This window comes from Flavobacterium sp. (assembly GCF_027533505.1).
Taxonomy (GTDB): Bacteria; Bacteroidota; Bacteroidia; order Flavobacteriales; family Flavobacteriaceae; genus Flavobacterium.
This window is the reverse complement of sequence record NZ_JAPZUB010000001.1, coordinates 55444-74122: the sequence shown is the minus strand read 5'-3', so window position 1 is coordinate 74122 and position 18679 is coordinate 55444. Positions and strand designations below refer to the sequence as shown.

Genomic DNA, 18679 nt, shown 5'->3' with positions numbered 1-18679 from the left:
GTTTTCTAAGATTGAAGTATTTTTTTATATCCTCTTATAGTTTCTTCGGCTGTTTTCTCCCAAATGTAGTTCTTGAGTATTTTTTCTTTCAATTCAGGATTGAACGGTGATGCAAATGCTTTTTCAATGGCAATTTTAATGGAGTTAATATCATCTGGCTCGCAATAAAAAGCATAATCTTCAAAGTAATCGTAAGTGTCACCTTTTTTAGTCACCACAATGTTGCATCCCATTGCGGCAGCTTCTAATGAAGAAAGTCCTGGTGTTTCCATCCAGCTTACTAAAGCATGAACTTTGGCAACTTTATACAAATCTCTCAAATCATCGTGTGGAATCGCTCCTAGAAAAACCACATTTTCTCCGGCTTCTTTATGAACCTGCTCCACATATTTTTTTTGATTTTGAGATTCTTTCCCCACCAATACTAAAGTATGATTGGTGCCTTTTAATGCTCGAACTAAATTGAGCGTTGATTTTCGACCTTCAATTCGGGCTGCACAAACGATACAATCTTTGTATTTGGAATACTTATTTTCTTTGTTGGTTTCATTTTCAGTAAAAACTGATTGATCAATGGCGTTGGGAATACTCACAAAATTGTAGTTTTTAAGTTTGAATTCGTCTGCCACACGGTTCATTTCTGATACTGAATTGGGAAGAAAAACACTGGTATTATTTACAATTTCCTTCATCATTCCGTAATAGCCTTTGAACAGCATTTTGACAACTCCTTTGTGGAATCTCTTTTCGAAGAAATGTTTGATTATTACCTTGATATATCCTATTTGATACGGAGATAGTAAGTTGGCTATTTTTTGAAAAAGTCCGCCTCGCGCTTTTCGTTCAAACTCGGTATACAAACCATAAATAGTGGAAAGTGCAATTTTTTTGTTCTGTTTTTTAGCATTTATCATTTGCCGATAAATGTCTTGTGGCTCCATTAGATTGAACAGATGTACTAAATCATACTCTTTCAAATCGGGTTCAAATTCTAAAGAAATATCAACTTGAATGCCTTGTTTTTCTAGAAACTCTTTGGTTTTTATCATTTGCACCATATCGCCACCTGGCGCATCAAATAAATTGGTCCTAGACTGAAAAAGTACTTTCATTTTAGTTCAAATATGAATTGCAAATATAGTTTTTATTAATAGTTTTACGTCCTGATTTTACTACAGGAATTATACCTTATGAAAAAACTATTATTCCTTTTTGGAACGCGCCCTGAAGCTATAAAAATGGCTCCTCTAATTGATTGTTTTTCAAACGATTCACGGTTTGAAGTAAAAGTAGGAGTTACGGCTCAGCACCGCGAAATGTTGGATCAAGTATTGTCTTTTTTTTCGATAAAAGTGGATTACGACTTGAACATCATGAAACCCAATCAAACACTTCATCAACTAACTGCCGATTTGATTTCGAGAATTACCAACGAAATTTTGCTGAAAGAATCGTTTGATTATGTTTTTGTTCAAGGCGACACTACTACTGTGTTGGCATCGTCTTTGGCGGCTTTTTATCAGAAAATAAAAGTCATTCATATTGAAGCTGGCTTGAGAAGCGGTGATATGCATTCGCCTTTTCCAGAAGAAATGAATCGGGTTTTGACTTCCAAACTGGCTTCGTATCATTTTTGTCCAACCGAAACTTCTAGAGCTAATTTATTCAAAGAAAATATTACTGAAAATGTTTTTGTAGTTGGAAATACGGTTATTGATGCTCTTTTCAAAGGATTAAACACAATTCGTGAAACATCAGAGGAATCGTTATTAGAACAATTCAAAAACATTAATTTTGATAAAAAAGTAATCTTAGTAACGTGCCATCGAAGAGAAAATTTCGGGAAACCATTTGAGACCATATGCGATTCGCTGCTCGAAATTGCTGCTTCACATACAGATTCTGTTGAAATTGTGTATCCGGTTCATCTCAATCCCAATATCAAAGAAATTGCGCATCAGAAACTCATTGCGAGCAACATCAAATTGATTGCGCCATTGGATTATCCTGAACTGATTTGGATGATGAACAAAAGCAGTATTATTTTGACTGATTCGGGCGGAATTCAAGAAGAAGCGCCAAGTCTAGGAAAACCCGTTTTAGTATTGCGCGAAGTAACCGAAAGAACAGAAGGCATAGAAGCAGGAACTGCAATTTTGGTAGGCTCAAACAAAGAAAAAATAGTGTCTGAAACGCTTCGATTATTGAATGATTCTGAGTATTATTCGAGTATTTCTAAGGCATCTAATCCTTATGGTGATGGGAGAACGAGTGTTAAAATACTAAATATCTTGACTTAAAATTTTCTTGTCTTTTAGTTGTCTTCTTTTGTTTTCAACATAAGCAATCATTAATCCTATAAGGATTGATTTTGTATCTGCTTTAAAATAAAAACCCATAAAAACCCAATAGGAAATAAACAAGAATAGAATAGTTCCAATAAAAAAATAATTGATATTTTTAAACATTGGATTCTGATAAAAGCAATTTCTATAAAGTAATACTATGCTTAATATCAAAAGCACTACGCCTAGCAATCCTGATTTTAAGAAAATGGTCATAAAACCATTGTGAAGGATTGAAATTTTACTAAAAACAACACCGTCTAACATTACTTCGGCATGCAATTTAACTTCTGAGCCCATTCCTTTACCAAAAATGATAGTAGACTTATCTTCAGCTGTCATTTGATTAATGGTAAGAATATTTTCTAAAGATCTGTAATTATCATTAAAATCTTTATAATCCTCTTTATTTATTTTTGTTTTAAATGGTTCAGTGGGCGCAATTTTAACTTTATATAAAAAAGCCTCTATCCCAGGACCATTTCTTTTGGGATTAACATATAAAATTGCGGAATAAAGTAAAATAGTTGCTACAGCAAAAGTAGCAAGTACAGTAATTGCTCTTTTATTGATAGTAAAATAACCTTTTAAGGCCATAAACATGAGTACAAATTGGATGAAATTGGTTCGTGAAAGGTAAAACATTGAAGAAACTGCTAAAAGTAAAATATACTTTTTTCTTTTGGATTCTGATATTTCAATTCCTAGTTGTTTACTAAAAAAAAGAAATACCAACCCATAAACTTCAAAATCACTAAAGTATCCAGCATAATATCTGAGTCCGTTAATATCTCTTACGGTAAGGAAAATAAAGGAAAAAGCAACAATTATTAAATGAAGAATAGCTAAAAAAACTCCAGTTCTTATTATTAAATATAACGGATTATTATTTGAATATCTCTTACATATTTGATATCCCAGAAGTAGACCAAATATTGGTTTTAATAGATATGTAAAATCTCTTATAAAATTATAAACTGTAAATTCATAAAAAAAACTACTAACCAAAGAAATAATAATAATACCCAAAAAACAAAGAATTTGATTGATGATATTAATTGAATAATTAGTTCTTAAAGTAAGAGAAACTGTTAAAAACCAAATGAAAAAAGTAAGTTCATAATTATTAAAATAAGGAACTGCTACACACAAAATGAATAAAAACTGTAGAATTTTATTTTTTGATAAAGTCAATGACATTTTTAATTTATTCTGCTTGTTAAATTAGTAATAACGCTCTTATAGTATAGGATTATAAACAAAACTTCGGATATAATTAATGAAATGATAATGGTGTAAAGGTGATAGGAATTAATAAAAAGCAATATAATAAAAATATTGACTATGGTAACAACAATGGTGGTTCTAATGTAATCTTTATTTTTCCCTAAAACTAATACCAATTGTTCGAAAGCTAATGAAATTGACATTAGCATCGAAATAATTAAAGAAATCCTGAACAGCTTATTAATAGATACTAATGATGCTTTATCTAATTTGAAAAAAAGGAGTACTTGTTCAGAAAAAACAAATAATACTATCAAAGCCGTTAAAATTAGAATACTATTGTAAAATGAATATTTTTTCCAATAAGCATAAGCTTCTTGTTTTTTATCGACAATTTTATAACATAAACTTGGGTAGAAAAATTTTAAAAAAACTTGTATGTAAGTTCGAAACAAGGTGATGACTTGTTCCATTATTTTGTACTGACCCGCAAATGTAAATCCTAAAAAATAACCTGTTAAAACAAGAGGAGAAAGCTGTCTAGCCGATAAAAACAATTGTGAAAGACAAAAGGTAAAGTCGTTTTTAATAATTTCTATTACACGATTCTTTTTAGGGACAAATAAGTGAATGTTGTATTTTTTATTGAGTAAAAAAAGACCTATAAGGTTGAAAAAAAGCGCACTGCATCCGAGGAAAAGATTGGCTAATACGTAATCGTCTTTGTGACGAACAAAGTTAAATACCAATACCACATAAACGGTTTTTGATAGGATATTCAGAAGTGAAACCACTTTGAACTTTTCCAATCCCTGAAAAAACCAAGTTGGATTGAAAACTTGAGCTAAAACAATGGTTAAACTAAAAAAATATAGTTTTTTTTCTTGGGAAAAAAAAGGAACAAAAAAAACCAATAGTAAAGCAATTGTTAATGCAATAAAAAACAAGAATATCTTAGTAAAAAGCGCTTCTGATAGCAATTCTTGAAGTGCTTGGATGTTTGTTCTGTTTTCAGAAACTTGTTTGGTTCCTTTTACATCAAAGGCATAATCAACGATTAAAATCAAAAACAATGCTAATGCAAAACCCAACCCCAACTTACCTAGACCAGATTCTCTACAAACTGAAACTATTAAAGGTGCTACAATTAAAGGGCTTAGTAGGTTGAATGATTGACCAATTCCATAAATCAAGAAATTGCTTTTCTTTTTATTAGTAATAAACGAAAGTAATTTCTCTTTTTTCATAACTTTTTTAAACCCAAAAATGAATCATCACGGGTTTTGGTGTTTTTTCATAAATTCCTTTTACGTAGTAATTGTATTCTGGAACAAATCCTTTGATAATTTCTATTATTTCTTTTGGGTCGTTTTGAGTATGGTAGGTTGTAATGGCTATTTTGGGTTTGTTTCGCTTTATGGTTTGTTCTGCACCTTTGAGCATTTCCGACTCAAAGCCTTCAATATCTGCTTTTAGATAGGTAACCTTTTTATCGCTCAACAATGTGTCAATTTTGTTAATGGGTATTTTATAGGTGTTTTCTTGATTCTTAGTAGCTACTTTGCCGTCTAGCGAATTTTCATCAAAGGGAATTAATCCGTCTTCGTTTCCAACAGCTACGTTGTGTATAGTGATTTTATCAGCATGGTTTTTAAACGTTTTATTCAAGCATTCGTAAAAAACCTTACTGGGTTCAATCAAGTATATTTGTTCACATTTTTCAACCACTGTTAAAGGAAACAATCCTTCGGCAGTTCCAATATCTAAAAGGCATTCATCTTGTTCAATAATGGTTCCTTGTTTTTGATAAAAATGCCAATCATTGGTGTCCATTGTTTCGCAAATAACCTGATCGAGACGATGTAATGAGAAATTTTTTGGCCAAAATAAAGAATCCGGAGTATTGGTAAACTTTAACTCAAAATCAGACTCTTTTTCAGAAATGCTTTTGATGTAGTTCTTAGCAATAGAATTAATTTTTGGTTTTATCAAAAAACGAACTAACTCTGAAAAAGTGATGTTGTTCTTGTTAATAAAAATCCAGAAAAATAAAATTTTGAGTCTGCGCATTTTGGGGTTTTGTTAATAATAATTCTATCCATAAATTATTTATGAATAGAATTATTAGATTTCATCTTAAGATTAATTAAGAATTTTTTGAATAGCAGGCATCATATTTGATTCATGTGGATATAATGATGGGTTTTGTCTAACTCCTTCTTTTACAACAGGTTTTATCAATCCTGTAACATGGTCAAAAGAACATTTAGAATCATCAGCTCTAAAAAAAGCGACTAATTCTGGACAGCCTATTGTTCTACTTTTTCCTATGTACTCCATTGTAAAACTATTAAGGATTATTTCTTCTTGTTCTTTATTCATCCCAAAATCAATGCGAAGTTGTGTCGGCTTGACATCTTGAGGCAGGGTAAAAACTACTTTTTGAGAACTTTCAGAACCTTTAACGGCCTGCCAAACCCCATCTTTAAAGTTAATTGATCCGTCTTCTGTATATAATAAACAAAAATCATCATTTTTTTTTGCTACAACATCAAGTGTTACTCTAAATGCATCTGGCACAGCCTGAACCTCTTGAGATTGTTGGTTTTTATCGCTTGTTTCATTCTTACAACTTATTGTTGCGAAAGCAGAAAACAATACTAAAAATAAAATTTTAAATTTCATGTTATATTAATTAAGTGTTAGAATTTATTCCTTTATTTTACAAAATAAACTATAATCAAAGTAATAAACAAATTTAATTAGTTTTGTTTAAAATTCTAAACTTAATATTTTACCATGCCTTATCAAGATAATCCAGAAAATAAAAATTTTTATAAATTGTTTTTAATTACTTTTGCACTAGCCATATTAGCCTATGGTTTTGCATTATCTAACTTTACTGTTAGCATTGACAATGAAGCTCCCATTTTTCCTGATTTTGGTATGTCTTTCGGCCGATGGGGACAAAATTTAATTAGATACCATTTATTTGCTGGATTTCTACAATACTTTACCCTTTTGTTGAGTCTTTTTTTGTTCAGTCTTTCTGCTGTTAAATTGAGTGCTCTTTTTAAATTTAACAACTATACTTCTTATTTTTTTTGTGCTCTTTTTGTTACTTTTCCTCAGCTTTCATATCAGTTAGTCTTTAGTATTATGGCAGATGTTGCCGGAATAGGATTTTTACTATCTGTGATTAGTGTAGAATTATTTTTGAAAGGAATTCAAGCCAATTCTTTAATAAAAAAAATATTGCTTTTAATAGCCGTTCCATTACTATTAATGTTTACTCTATCAATATATCAAGCATTTGTATTAGTTCCCATTACCATATTTGTGATACTATTTTTTATAAAAACATTTGAAGACACATTTGAATTGATTCCTGAGATAAAAAAGACTTTACTTTTTATTGGAATAGTGGTTTTATCAATACTTTTTTATTCTATTTCAGTCAAACTTATTTGCCCGCCAATTGAAAAAAGCGAATATCTTTCCTCTTTTGTTTCTGGGAATTCAGAAAATATTTTTTCAAATTTTCTTAGTCTATGCAAAAATCACTTAAAAGGAACTTCATACTATGGTGAAAAATTGTATATTCTCATTCCTTTATTATTTGCTCTACTTTTACCAAATTTGTTTATAAACAAAAAATATTTTGTCTACAGAATTCTAATACTGTTTTTTTTAAGCATATCCCCATTTATTATTTCGTTTTTTATTACTAACGGTTACCATCCACCACGTTTGTATCTAACTTCTAATCTTATTTTTGCTTTTGGGATAAGTCTTTTTATTGATCGTTTTAAAATAAGTTCTCAAAATATTGTTAAGACTTTAGTGACTTTAATAGTTATAATTAATATTTATTTTGTCACTAATCTTTTTTACTCCGTAAATAAAATTTACAAACACGATAAAAAAATTGCCGAAAAAATAGATTCTATCATTCAATCCAAATATCCTAATTTCAGTGTGGGTGATAAAACGGTCTATTTTTACGGATATTTTAATTATGATTATCACCAAAAATTCAGGCTTGAAAATTCTGAAATTTTTGGAGGTTCTTTTTTTAGTTGGGATAACGGAAACAATTACAGGATTATTAATTTTATTAAAGAAGCAGATGTCGCCGACTATAAAATGTTAGAGAGTAAAGAAAAATTAAGCATAATTAAAGATTCGATAACAAACATGAAAGTTTGGCCTGATTATGACTCAGTCAAAATGATTGATAATGTCGTTGTAGTTAAATTAGGGAAAGAAAAAGGTGCTCCTCTTTACTTTGAATAACAATTTGTAAACCTATTTACTATTTACTATATTTTGCTTTTTAATATACTCTGTATAATTATTTCAGTATCCAACTCGAAAAACATCGGCAACCTGAGTAACGTATCTGTAAATCTATCGGTTTCAGGTAATATTCTGCCGTCGTGTTTTTGTTCATAAAAAGGACTTTTGTGCAAACTTATATAATGAAAAACAGCCCAGATATCATTTTGTTTTAAATGTTCTATCAAAGCAGTTCTTTGGTCTAGATTTTTACAAACCAAGTAAAACATATGGGCATTGTTGGTAGCAAAACTCGGTACTTCTGGCAGTGAAACATCATTTTCTTTGGCCCAATTGACTAATTTTAAAAAGTAATTATTCCAATGCTCTTTTCTTTTGTTTTGGATCTTTTCTAAATTTTCAAGTTGCGCCCACAAAAAAGCTGAAATAATTTCGCTGGGTAAAAATGAACTTCCTATGTCTACCCAACCGTATTTATCAACTTCTCCTCTAAAAAAAGAAGATCTATTGGTGCCTTTTTCCCAAATTATTTCAGCTCTATGAATGAACTGCTCATCATTTATGGCTAACATTCCTCCTTCTCCAGAAATTATATTTTTGGTTTCGTGGAATGAAAAAGCGGCCAAATGTCCTATAGAACCTAATGGTTTTTTAATTCCATCCTTTCCGATGAAATAACTATCTATTGCCTGTGCTGCATCTTCAATAACAAATAAATTGTATTTGGTTGCTAAATCCATAATAACGTCCATATTACAGGCAACTCCCGCATAATGAACAGGAACAATTGCTTTTGTTTTAGATGTAATTAAGGCTTCAATTTTTGTCTCATCAATATTTGGATGGTCTTTTCTGCTGTCTGCAAAAATAATTTTTGCTCCTCTCAAAACAAAAGCATTCGCGGTTGAGACAAATGTGTAGGAAGGCATAATTACCTCATCTCCTTCTTTAATATTGATGAGAATTGCGGCCATTTCCAATGCATCTGTACAAGAAGTTGTCAGCAGTGTTTTTTTGAATCCAAACTCTTTTTCAAAAAAATCCTGACATAATTTAGTATATTTTCCGTTACCAGAAATTTTTCCTGATTTTACTGCATCTTCTATGTATAAAGTTTCTTTTCCGGTAAGATAGGGTTTATTGAATGGTATCATTTTTTCCAATAATGTTTGATAAATAGTTTTTGTTGAATGGTGTAATTTTGTTTTTTGTAAAAATTACATGCTGTATTGTTTGACAGCTGTGTTGGGATTACTAACTTGGTTATGCCATTAGAAAAAATTCTGTTTTCTACAAAAGATAAAAGTTTATTTCCGATTCCTTTTCCTTGATGAGCTGCACTTACTGCAATCAATCCTATTGTGCCAAAACTTTCATTTATTTTATAGGTTACAAATCCCATTATTTGTTTGTTCTCTTTGTAAATTAGAACATCTTCTGCTATTTCTTTTGAAATCGAATTATCAACCCATTTGCGGTACAGTTTTTTAAAATTTTCATTTTTAAAATTCTTGTCTAACACAAAACGGCTTTTTTTCCCGCTTTCATAAGCCAATTCGTATAAATCGTTTATGTCATACTCTGTTTCATCAATCGGATAAATAGAGGTGTTTTGCGAATTAATCAACGAAAGTTCTTTCTCAAAAACAATTTTTATTTCCGAAAAACAATTTTCAAAACCATCTATTAGTACTTCAAAATCATTCCCAGATTTAATAACTAAAAGCTTAAAATTTTCAGAATTACCAATGCTTTCATCACTACTAAAACTGATTTCTCCGATTTCAAATCCAAAAAAATCGCTGTCCCAATCCAGTCTTTTTGCAATCATACTATTTCATCAATTATATAAACTGGTCGGTTTTTGGTTTGATCAAATATTTTTCCAATATAAATTCCTGTTATTCCTATTGTGGTAATTATCACTCCAGACAAAAACCAAATGGATACAATTATCGATGTAAAACCTAATACTTCAATCTTGTTGGTTAATGCCTCATAAAGATAATAGGAACCTACTAAAAAAGATAATAAGGAAATTATTATTCCAAACTTAACAAAAATCTTCAAAGGTTTATTAGAGAATGAAATAATAGAATTAAATGCTAGGCTAATCAATTTAGAGATGCTATAACTGGTGCTGCCCGAATCCCTTGAAGCATGTTCAACTTGTATGGAAGTAGCTTTAAATCCAACAAAATTTACAAATAATGGGAAAAACTTAATGTAATCGGAAATATCTAAAATAGACTTTACCACTTTGTGTCTGTAAATTCCAAAATTTGCAATCTCATTATCGTACTTTGTATCTGTGAAAAAGCCATATACTTTAGAAAAGATTTTTGATGAAAGCTTTTTTAAGTAACCGTCTTGTCTGTTGGTTCTTCTTGCTTGAACCACATCAAATCCTTCAATGGCTTTGTTGTAAAGTTGTATTATTTCTTTGGGTTGATCTTGCAAATCACAATCCATTACTACAATCCACTCACCAGAAGCACAATTCAAACCCGCCATTATTGCTGGATGCTGACCAAAATTTCTGCTTAATCGGATGGATTTAACATTATTGTATTTAACCGAAATTGATTTCATCACTTCCCAAGAATCATCTGGACTTCTATCGTCAACTAAAACAATTTCATACGGTACTTCCAGTTCACTCATTGTCTTTTGGATTTCGGCAACAAGTCGTTCCACAATTTTTTCAGCTCTGTAAACTGGACTTACAATTGATATTGTTGGTTTTTGATTCATTCTTTATTTTTTATGAGTTTAATTAATTGACGTTAGAAAACTCAAATAAATTCATTAGATATTGTTTTAACTAATGATTCTTTCCATTGTTCTATTTTAACTCCAAAAACGCTTTTTATCTTACTCTTATCCAAAACGCTGTAACTGGGTCTTTGGGCTGGCGTTGGGTAACTGGTTGTGGGAATGGGTTGTAAATTTATGGAAATGTTATTGACTCTAAATATTTCTTTGGCAAAATCGTACCACGAACATTGGCCTTCGTTGGAAAAATTATAGATTCCGAAGTTGTGCGTTGTGGGTTGTTGTCCTTCGTCTGCACTCAGGATGACACGCTCATTTTGACCAATTATTGTAACCAAACATTCTGCCAAATCGACAGCATGGGTTGGAGTACCAACTTGGTCGTTGACTACGGATAATGCATCTCTTTCAGAAGCCAATCGCAACATGGTTTTCATAAAATTATTCCCAAATTGAGAATACACCCAAGAGGTTCGGATGATGTAATAATTATCGAATATGGCTTGAATCGCTTTTTCGCCGTCTAGTTTGGTCTGACCGTAAACGCCTGTTGGATTGGGTTGATCTTCTTCGGTGTAGGGCGTTTTTTTAGTTCCATCAAAGACAAAATCAGTAGAAATGTGTAGTAAAATACAATTCGTTTGCTTACAAACCTCTGCTAGATTTTTGGCTCCATCTACATTAATTAAATGCGCTTTTTCGGGTTCGCTCTCGGCTTTGTCAACAGCTGTGTAGGCTGCGGCGTTGATGCAATAATTGGGTTTGAATTGTTCAAAAACCTGTTTAATGTTGTTTAAATTGGTTATATCTAAATCTGACGATGAACAGAAAACAAATTGAATATCGGGGTGATTACCTTCAATAAATCGCAATGATTGTCCCAATTGTCCGTTGGCTCCAGTTACTAAAACTACCATACTTTTTTTGCTTGCTCTAGGTTGGGAAGTTGCTCGTCTTTCTCCGATATAATCAACTCATTCGTTTCAAATTGCCAATCAATATCGAGTATTGGATCATTGAATATAATTCCGCCTTCACTTTCTTTATTATAAAAATTATCGCATTTGTAAAAGAAAGTTGCGGTTTCACTGAGGACTAAAAATCCGTGAGCAAAACCTCTTGGTATAAAAAATTGTAGTTGATTTTCTGCTGATAGTAAAACGCTTACATGCTGACCATAGGTTGGTGAACCTGGACGAATATCAACAGCCACATCCAAAACTTCTCCTTGTAAAACGCGAACCAATTTGGCTTGGGCGTGTTCTCCGGTTTGGTAATGAAGTCCTCTTAAAACTCCTTTTGATGAGTACGATTGATTGTCTTGAACAAAATGCACGTTTTGACCAATTCCTTTTTCAAACGTTTGCTCATTAAAACTTTCCATAAAATAACCGCGTTGGTCTTTTATGATTTTGGGTTCAAGAATAAAACATCCTTTAAGTTGGGTCTCTATAAAATTCATATTCAATAACAATTTCAATGGCAAAAATCAATGGCAACTTCAAAAATCAATGGCAATGACAATGTCAAAAATTGATAATTGAATTTAGCTTTTATTCATTTTTTATTGGTCTAACAAGCTCATTAAATGAACACCATAACCGCTTTTTAGTAAAGGTGTTGCTAGTTCTTTGAGTTGATCGGAATTGATGAAACCCATGCGGTACGCGGCTTCTTCAATGGCACCAATTTTTAATCCTTGGCGTTCTTCAATTACTTGAACAAACTGTCCGGCTTGCATTAGTGATTGAAATGTTCCTGTATCCAACCAAGCGGTTCCGCGATCCAAAATACTTACTTTGAGTTTTCCTCTTTTTAAATATTCTTTGTTGACATCGGTAATTTCCAATTCACCTCTGTGACTGGGCTGAATATTGGCTGCGACTTCAACAACCGAATTGTCGTAAAAATAAATTCCTGGAACAGCATAATTCGACTTGGGATGCGTTGGCTTTTCTTCTATCGACAAGACATTTCCATTGGCGTCAAAATCAACCACACCGTAACGTTCTGGGTCATGTACGTGATACGCATAAATGATTCCGCCATCAGGGTCGTTGTTGGATTGTAATAATTCGGCCAAACCGGTACCGTAAAAGATATTGTCCCCCAAAATCAAGGCGACTTTATCATTGCCTACAAATTCTTTTCCAATGATAAAGGCTTCTGCCAAACCATTTGGGTGTTCTTGAACGGCGTATTCAAATCGACAACCGAATTTCTTACCATCGCCTAAAAGTTGTTGAAAAAGAGGTAAATCATGTGGAGTTGAAATGATTAAAATTTCATTGATTCCTGCCCACATCAATGTTGATAATGGGTAGTAAATCATTGGTTTGTCATAAATAGGCATTAATTGCTTACTTACGGCTAATGTAAGTGGGTGTAAGCGGGTTCCAGAACCGCCTGCTAGTATTATTCCTTTCATTTTAATTCTGGTTTAATGCCTTTTGCTTTCTATAAAAAACCACTACCGATCTAAAAAACAAATAGATAAAAATGAACAAAAAAGGCAAAACAAATTTCATTTTACCATTGATGCTTTCTGTGTTTTCTCTATTTGTAATTACACTGCTTTCTTTGATAATTTTATCTAAGCTTACTAAATCCAATCGGTGGTTTCCTTGTTCCTTTATTAAATCTTCTTTTGTTTCAATTACGTCATTTAACTGGGTGTTTTCATTATAATATACTAACTTATCATTTTTAGACCCATTGCTAACTTTTGAAGAAAATTCGTTGAGCACGCCATCAATTTGAGAAATAATTGAATCGTTCAATTTCATTTTAATTTCTACATTTTTAACATATACTTTCTGAATATCTTTGTAAAACTTGCTGTCATTTAGAAAACTTAAAATAGGCTTTATGCAAGAATCAAATTCAATTGCATCAGTTGAACTAAAGGTAATTTTATGATAAATATAGTTCTTACTTGTAGCGTTTTCCTGAAGAATCTTTTTTATGTCGCCGTCTTCAGCCATCAATTTTAATAATTCAAAATTTTTGTCATTGTTATTTACAAAACGATAAATATCAGTTATTGGAGTAATTTCTAATTTACTTAAACTTTGCGGATTTATAATACCAATTCCTTTCAGAAATACTTCATCCTTTTCTATTACTTTTGACTTTAATAGATCGATCTTTGAATACAAATAATCCGTGCTTCCAAAATTGGGAGAAACAATAATTTCATGATCAAAGGTTTTTTGGGTTTTATCCATGTAAAACCCCAGTCCAATTCCAAGAGCAAACAATATTCCTAAAAGGATGATGTTATTGATAACAAATTGAATTCCACTGAACAAAAGGTGCTTAAATGATGCTAAAGAATTACTTATTGTTCTTGATATTTGCGACAAATCAATTTCTTGATTATCAGTGTTGTTTTGAGAATTTGTACTCATAAGAATTAACTATTTTACGTTAAAAATTTGTTCTAGTATTTTTATGGTGATTAAATACGTTGGTTTCACTCCTGTGGTTCCTAATCCACCAGAGGCTAGAGTGCTTCCTGTTTCTAAAGGATTATCGGAAGCGTAGTAGGCGTATCGAACTTTTACATCGGGATTGATGCTCTTACGAATGCGCGATGCCGACTGAATGGCTTTTTGGTAATACGCACCTTCCATTTCTAAGCCAATAGCACCCCACGTCGATTCGTGGAAAAATTTCAATAAATCTTTGTTTTGTAATGAAGTCCCTAAAACGGTGATCATCGGACCGGCATACACGGGTATTCCGTGGCCTTCAAACAGTGCTTTGGTCAATTCATTGTCAAAAGGATAGTTGTCGGCTGTACCCTCGTTGATGTGGGCATTCGGAATCATAATGTCGCCTTTGCCCCCTTCCAAAATTCCGGCTTTCCCCATAATAGAAACCGATTCTACATTCAAGAAAAGCTTCTCTTTGCCTGATTTATAAGGCTTCAACAACTCATCAATAGTTTCAAAAGCTTGCTCCCCAAAGGCATAATCCATAACAATAATCACGGGCGCCTCGCCTTTAAATTTTACGTTCGGGAAATTGGACTTTTTCCAGTCTATTTTTGCGGTGTCAAATACTTGAACATCAATGTTGGTTCCCGAGGTATCAGGGAGTGAAATCATACCGTTTTTCAGAGCATATTCTTCCACTTTTTTACGCAACTCTTTGTTTTCGGTAGCACTCAAATCTTCATAAATAGCATATTCCGATTGCTCTTTATACTTACTTCCAATAACGGTTTGTGCATAAATCGAATTCATCACACTGTGCATGTTGGCACTGATAATATGGATTGGCCGCTGAATTAACCCATTGTCATCCAAGGTTTTTTTGATAGTGTTGGCCCAAATCTCTCCATGAATGTGGTGCCCCAACCGTTCCCGCAAAATAGGACTAAACGTAATCGTACGCTTATTGTTGTCTACTGCTTCTTCGATGGCTAATTTTCCCAACCAATAAATCACATGTAAAAAACGATCGGGTTTTTCAGGTATTGCAAAGGCATCGTAAATGGCCAACACTTCCGAAAAACTGCGTCCTAATATATTCGCCGCATGAGAAATAGCGACTTCTTTTTCAATCTGTGTTAACTTCTTCCCTTGCAGAACGGCTTGTTCCAATTTTTTCCAATCGCGGGTAACCTCAACTTCAAACTCGTCTAATAAAACGCGATCTTTGATTTTATGCGATTCGATAAAAATAAAGGTCAAATGGGTTAGAATATCATAAATATCAGAGCGTCCTCGGGTGATTTCCACATTCATTTGTTCGGCGTCGATGCGGTAACAATTACGACGACGTTTTGGGGGAATAATGGCTTTGAAATGCGATTTAGAATACCCTTCATCAGACGTTAAATTGATGTAACGACACTCTTCAATACCTATCGGCAAACGCTCAATCACATACAATAATCCGTTTAATTCTACTTTTTCTTCGGCAATACTGCCATAAATTTCGGGGCGAAGTTGAAGCAATGCTTCTCGTAAAGTGTCACCCGATACCCCCATCGGTTTATAAAAACCGCGGTTAAATAGGTGACGCATGGTAATGTACAGTCGCTCGATAGCTGCCGAGGACTCTTGCGCTCTAGAGCGCGAAATGTTTTTAATTTCTTTCATTCAATAGGTTTTACTAACCCGCAAAGGTAATGATTTTGGATTTAGTTGGACAGAATCAGGGAAATGGAGGGTTCGAGAATCATCAGTGTCGCTGACGGATCGTTCGTATCAGTGGGAGCTTTTTTCTGCCACTCGCCCTCTTGATAAGTCCATTGAAAAGTGGCTTCTACGTAGGCATACAACAAAAAAGGATAGTATTTTCGCTGTATACGGGTCGCACCTGAATTGGGGTCGACAATGGTTTTTTCCTCTTTATTCCGTTCAATCAACAACTTTTCAAAGCCAACAAAGAGTCCGTTTTTAGGCATCACCAGATTCCAATCGGACAAATCGACTGTGGTGTACATAACGCCCTTTTTTACCGTAACCAATAGGTCTTTTTTTAGTAACTCAGCGCCCGGTGCTCCTTTTTCATCTACGGCAAAAAAATGAAGTTTAACCAACGCATCTTCCAGTCGGCAATCGGTTTGAATGCGCACTTTTTTTATGTATTTTGTTTTGGTATAGGCTTGCAAATACGGGAAAAACTTGGTTTCAATTTTGGGGCCATTGTCAAAAGCTTGATAAATCGACTTTTTTCGAATACCTATTTCGAGCTGCTTCTTGTTTTTTTGACCCGCAATAACCACTTCCTCCAAAATATATTCTTCGGGCGACAAAAGAACCGTTTTGGCTTGATCGGCAGTCACTCTTTTTTTGGTATAACCGACCGAAGAAAACACAATGGTTTTTCCCGAATCGAGAGCCGGTAATTCATACGTTCCGTCAAATTCAGTGGTCGCTGCCATTTGCTCTCCTTCAACCCAAAGGGTTACATACGGAATAGGCTGCCCCGAAAGGCTGTCTTTGACCACGCCTTTGATTTGGGCAATGGCAACGACTGGAAGGACAAGTAATAAAAGTATTTTTTTCATAACAAAGGCAATTGATCGGCAATAGAGCGATCGTTACTTAATCGGGGAAGTTTGTTTTGACCTCCCAATTTCCCAATCGACTTCATATAGGCTTGAAAACCGTTGGAGGCTACTGGCGTGATAACCACCGTCCGCAAAACATTCCCTGCGATTAAATCGTCATAATATACATTTTGTTGGCGCATGGCGTTGTCGATTTTTAACGCAAATTCGGTTAAATTGTCGGGAGCTTGTTCAAATTCTATCAACCATTCGTGATACGGCAATCCTTCTTGAGGGGTTATTTGCGGTGCTACGGTAAATTCATTAATACGAATCAAAGTGCCTTCCACCGCTTGACGCAGGGCCTCCTCTACTTCTTTCCCAATAACGTGTTCCCCAAAAGCAGAAATGAAATGTTTCAAACGACCCGAGACGATAACACGATAGGGTTGTAAACAGGTAAATTGAACCGTGTCGCCAATATTGTAAGCCCATAACCCTGCATTGGTGGAGAGTAAAAGCACATAATTAATACCCATTTCGACCTCACCAATAGTGTAGCGCTTAGGATTTGGGGTAAAAAATTCATCGGCCTTCACAAACTCATAAAAGATGCCTGAATTCAAAAGCAACAACATCCCTTTTTCGGTTTGCGAATCTTGGTAGGCAAAAAATCCTTCCGAAGCGGGAAAAAGTTCGATGGAGTCCACTTTTCGCCCCATTAATTGTTCAAATTTAGCCCGGTACGGTTCATAATTGACACCGCCATAAATAAACAAATTAAAATGGGGAAACAGCGTTCCGACAGGCTTTCCTGAGACGTGAACCAGTTTTTCGAAATACATTTGTACCCAACTCGGAATCCCTGAAATTACAGTCATGTTTTGGGTAATCGTTTCCTGAACAATCGCGTCTACTTTGGTTTCCCAATCGTCGATGCAGTTGGTTTCCCAGCTGGGCAACCGGTTGCGTTGTAAATACTTGGGGACATAATGGGCCACAATCCCCGAAAGTCGTCCCAATTGAATGCCGTTTTTGGACTCTAATTCTGGACTTCCTTGGAGAAAAATCATTTTTCCATCGACAAAATCGGCTTTGCCTGTTTCGTGGATATAACTCAAAATAGCATTTCGAGCCGCTTGAATATGAAACGGCATGGATTCCTTTGTTAAAGGAATGTATTTGGCACCTGAAGTTGTCCCCGAAGTTTTAGCAAAATAAAGCGGTTTTCCTTTCCAAAGGACGTGCTCCTCCCCTTGCACCACACGATCTATATAAGGTTTTAATTGTTCATAGTCGCGCATGGGAACCTGCTTGACAAAATCGGCATGAGAAAGTATGGTATCAAAATGGTGGTCTTTTCCAAAAGCAGTGTGTTGCGCTTGGGCTATTAATTGACGGAAAACATTTTGCTGGGTTTCTACTGGATTTTGGGCCCATTTTTGGGTGTCACGATGCACTTTGTAGGCCAAAAGTCGAGCGGCAAATGATTTTAACGACATTATTTTTTTCCTTTTTGAGATGGTTTGGCCGGTGATTTTTGTTCCTCCTGTTCCACTTCTCGTCGCAGTTCCATTTCTTTTTCGGAAGGGGTGAGTTCCAACTCTGGAAGGGTATCCACAGCGATGGCTAAAATGGAATCCTTATTGACTTTGGCATATTCTAAATTGCCGTTAAGCACCTTCTGAATAGACTGTAAATACGCTTCGTTTTTTTTGATGGCAAATTCTAGCGAATCCGATTTTAAAGCTAATTCGGTCGCATTGCGCTTAAGTTCGGTTGAAGGATACCCCGGAATATACTCACGCAACGGTGTAAAAGCAATGATGAAGGTAGTAACAAAAATGATCAAAATGGCACCTACTCCTGCTACCACAAACACATTCATCAACGTGAGCCGAAGTGAAAAAATCTCCTCAAACGTATCATCGTTTAATATCACCAGCCTGTTTTTGGTAAACAGGTGTTTTTTAAGCCGTTCTTTTTTTAATTTTTTGGCAGACATACGGAGCGTTTGTTGCAACAA

The 18679-nt window shown here is 34.0% G+C and carries 18 protein-coding genes; 2 read left to right on the top strand and 16 right to left on the bottom strand.

Annotated features, from left to right (window positions below):
• Nucleotides 1–5: 5 nt before the first annotated feature.
• Nucleotides 6–1112 (bottom strand): glycosyltransferase family 4 protein, encoded by a 1107-nt coding sequence (locus tag O9316_RS00345; protein ID WP_298204051.1) that lies wholly within the window; start codon nt 1110–1112, stop codon nt 6–8.
• A gap of 78 nt (nt 1113–1190) precedes the next feature.
• Between O9316_RS00345 and wecB the strand changes: the two genes are divergently transcribed.
• Complete coding sequence (wecB, locus tag O9316_RS00340) at nt 1191–2300, top strand: non-hydrolyzing UDP-N-acetylglucosamine 2-epimerase (protein WP_298204050.1); 1110 nt, start codon at nt 1191–1193, stop codon at nt 2298–2300.
• On the opposite strand, the gene O9316_RS00335 is transcribed toward wecB, so the two are convergent.
• The 4 genes from O9316_RS00335 to O9316_RS00320 all read right to left on the bottom strand — a co-directional run bounded on the left by O9316_RS00335 (nt 2283) and on the right by O9316_RS00320 (nt 6257).
• Nucleotides 2283–3545 (bottom strand): hypothetical protein, encoded by a 1263-nt coding sequence (locus O9316_RS00335; protein WP_298204049.1) that lies wholly within the window; start codon nt 3543–3545, stop codon nt 2283–2285. The genes wecB and O9316_RS00335 overlap by 18 nt on opposite strands.
• Before the next feature lie 2 nt (nt 3546–3547).
• Nucleotides 3548–4819, bottom strand: coding sequence for an oligosaccharide flippase family protein (locus O9316_RS00330; protein ID WP_298204048.1), 1272 nt, complete (start codon nt 4817–4819; stop codon nt 3548–3550).
• A 7-nt stretch (nt 4820–4826) separates the two neighbouring features.
• Complete coding sequence (locus O9316_RS00325) at nt 4827–5642, bottom strand: FkbM family methyltransferase (RefSeq protein ID WP_298204047.1); 816 nt, start codon at nt 5640–5642, stop codon at nt 4827–4829.
• 72 nt (nt 5643–5714) lie between these two features.
• A complete protein-coding gene (locus tag O9316_RS00320; protein WP_298204046.1) occupies nt 5715–6257 on the bottom strand; it encodes a hypothetical protein in 543 nt (180 codons plus the stop codon).
• Nucleotides 6258–6371: 114 nt separating this feature from the next.
• On the opposite strand from O9316_RS00320, the gene O9316_RS00315 reads away from it, so the two are divergent.
• Entirely contained in the window at nt 6372–7868 is a 1497-nt protein-coding gene (locus O9316_RS00315; RefSeq protein WP_298204045.1) for a glucosyltransferase domain-containing protein, read from the top strand.
• Between the two features lie 26 nt (nt 7869–7894).
• Here O9316_RS00315 and rffA read toward each other — a convergent pair whose 3' ends face one another.
• From rffA to O9316_RS00260, 11 genes are all read right to left on the bottom strand, one after another.
• Complete coding sequence (gene rffA / locus O9316_RS00310) at nt 7895–9025, bottom strand: dTDP-4-amino-4,6-dideoxygalactose transaminase (RefSeq protein WP_298204044.1); 1131 nt, start codon at nt 9023–9025, stop codon at nt 7895–7897.
• Nucleotides 9022–9702 (bottom strand): GNAT family N-acetyltransferase, encoded by a 681-nt coding sequence (locus O9316_RS00305; RefSeq protein ID WP_298204043.1) that lies wholly within the window; start codon nt 9700–9702, stop codon nt 9022–9024. Before O9316_RS00305 ends, rffA begins: the two co-directional genes overlap by 4 nt.
• Entirely contained in the window at nt 9699–10625 is a 927-nt protein-coding gene (locus tag O9316_RS00300; RefSeq protein WP_298204042.1) for a glycosyltransferase family 2 protein, read from the bottom strand. Before O9316_RS00300 ends, O9316_RS00305 begins: the two co-directional genes overlap by 4 nt.
• A gap of 41 nt (nt 10626–10666) precedes the next feature.
• Nucleotides 10667–11563 carry a dTDP-4-dehydrorhamnose reductase gene (gene rfbD, locus O9316_RS00295; RefSeq protein ID WP_298204041.1) on the bottom strand — a complete coding sequence of 299 codons (897 nt, stop codon included), beginning with the start codon at nt 11561–11563 and terminating at the stop codon, nt 10667–10669.
• Nucleotides 11557–12108: a dTDP-4-dehydrorhamnose 3,5-epimerase gene (rfbC, locus tag O9316_RS00290; RefSeq protein ID WP_298204040.1), complete on the bottom strand. Its 552-nt coding sequence runs from the start codon at nt 12106–12108 to the stop codon at nt 11557–11559. The genes rfbD and rfbC overlap by 7 nt, the downstream gene beginning before the upstream one ends.
• Before the next feature lie 102 nt (nt 12109–12210).
• Nucleotides 12211–13074 (bottom strand): glucose-1-phosphate thymidylyltransferase RfbA, encoded by an 864-nt coding sequence (rfbA, locus tag O9316_RS00285; RefSeq protein ID WP_298204039.1) that lies wholly within the window; start codon nt 13072–13074, stop codon nt 12211–12213.
• Nucleotide 13075: 1 nt separating this feature from the next.
• The gene (locus O9316_RS00280; RefSeq protein ID WP_298204038.1) at nt 13076–14056 is read right to left on the bottom strand and encodes a hypothetical protein; all 981 of its coding nucleotides are present in this window, start codon (nt 14054–14056) and stop codon (nt 13076–13078) included.
• Between the two features lie 9 nt (nt 14057–14065).
• Nucleotides 14066–15757, bottom strand: a complete 1692-nt coding sequence (locus O9316_RS00275; protein WP_298204037.1) for a hypothetical protein — start codon at nt 15755–15757, stop codon at nt 14066–14068.
• 41 nt (nt 15758–15798) lie between these two features.
• On the bottom strand, nt 15799–16671 hold the full coding sequence (locus O9316_RS00270) for a carboxypeptidase-like regulatory domain-containing protein (RefSeq protein WP_298204036.1): 873 nt from the start codon (nt 16669–16671) through the stop codon (nt 15799–15801).
• Nucleotides 16668–18155, bottom strand: coding sequence for a GH3 auxin-responsive promoter family protein (locus O9316_RS00265; RefSeq protein ID WP_298204035.1), 1488 nt, complete (start codon nt 18153–18155; stop codon nt 16668–16670). Before O9316_RS00265 ends, O9316_RS00270 begins: the two co-directional genes overlap by 4 nt.
• On the bottom strand, nt 18155–18658 hold the full coding sequence (locus O9316_RS00260; protein ID WP_298204034.1) for a peptidase: 504 nt from the start codon (nt 18656–18658) through the stop codon (nt 18155–18157). The genes O9316_RS00265 and O9316_RS00260 overlap by 1 nt, the downstream gene beginning before the upstream one ends.
• Nucleotides 18659–18679 lie beyond the last annotated feature (21 nt).

Bases quoted from the DNA above. Each gene is read 5' to 3' on its own strand.
- O9316_RS00325 (WP_298204047.1), bottom strand. From the start codon at position 5,642: ATGCGCAGACTCAAAATTTTATTTTTCTGGATTTTTATTAACAAGAAC.
- O9316_RS00330 (WP_298204048.1), bottom strand. From the start codon at position 4,819: ATGAAAAAAGAGAAATTACTTTCGTTTATTACTAATAAAAAGAAAAGC.
- rffA (WP_298204044.1), bottom strand. From the start codon at position 9,025: ATGATACCATTCAATAAACCCTATCTTACCGGAAAAGAAACTTTATAC.
- O9316_RS00275 (WP_298204037.1), bottom strand. From the start codon at position 15,757: ATGAAAGAAATTAAAAACATTTCGCGCTCTAGAGCGCAAGAGTCCTCG.
- O9316_RS00265 (WP_298204035.1), bottom strand. From the start codon at position 18,155: ATGTCGTTAAAATCATTTGCCGCTCGACTTTTGGCCTACAAAGTGCAT.
- O9316_RS00345 (WP_298204051.1), bottom strand. From the start codon at position 1,112: ATGAAAGTACTTTTTCAGTCTAGGACCAATTTATTTGATGCGCCAGGT.
- O9316_RS00280 (WP_298204038.1), bottom strand. From the start codon at position 14,056: ATGAGTACAAATTCTCAAAACAACACTGATAATCAAGAAATTGATTTG.
- O9316_RS00260 (WP_298204034.1), bottom strand. From the start codon at position 18,658: ATGTCTGCCAAAAAATTAAAAAAAGAACGGCTTAAAAAACACCTGTTT.
- wecB (WP_298204050.1), top strand. From the start codon at position 1,191: ATGAAAAAACTATTATTCCTTTTTGGAACGCGCCCTGAAGCTATAAAA.
- rfbC (WP_298204040.1), bottom strand. From the start codon at position 12,108: ATGAATTTTATAGAGACCCAACTTAAAGGATGTTTTATTCTTGAACCC.
- O9316_RS00270 (WP_298204036.1), bottom strand. From the start codon at position 16,671: ATGAAAAAAATACTTTTATTACTTGTCCTTCCAGTCGTTGCCATTGCC.
- O9316_RS00335 (WP_298204049.1), bottom strand. From the start codon at position 3,545: ATGTCATTGACTTTATCAAAAAATAAAATTCTACAGTTTTTATTCATT.
- rfbD (WP_298204041.1), bottom strand. From the start codon at position 11,563: ATGGTAGTTTTAGTAACTGGAGCCAACGGACAATTGGGACAATCATTG.
- rfbA (WP_298204039.1), bottom strand. From the start codon at position 13,074: ATGAAAGGAATAATACTAGCAGGCGGTTCTGGAACCCGCTTACACCCA.
- O9316_RS00315 (WP_298204045.1), top strand. From the start codon at position 6,372: ATGCCTTATCAAGATAATCCAGAAAATAAAAATTTTTATAAATTGTTT.
- O9316_RS00305 (WP_298204043.1), bottom strand. From the start codon at position 9,702: ATGATTGCAAAAAGACTGGATTGGGACAGCGATTTTTTTGGATTTGAA.
- O9316_RS00320 (WP_298204046.1), bottom strand. From the start codon at position 6,257: ATGAAATTTAAAATTTTATTTTTAGTATTGTTTTCTGCTTTCGCAACA.
- O9316_RS00300 (WP_298204042.1), bottom strand. From the start codon at position 10,625: ATGAATCAAAAACCAACAATATCAATTGTAAGTCCAGTTTACAGAGCT.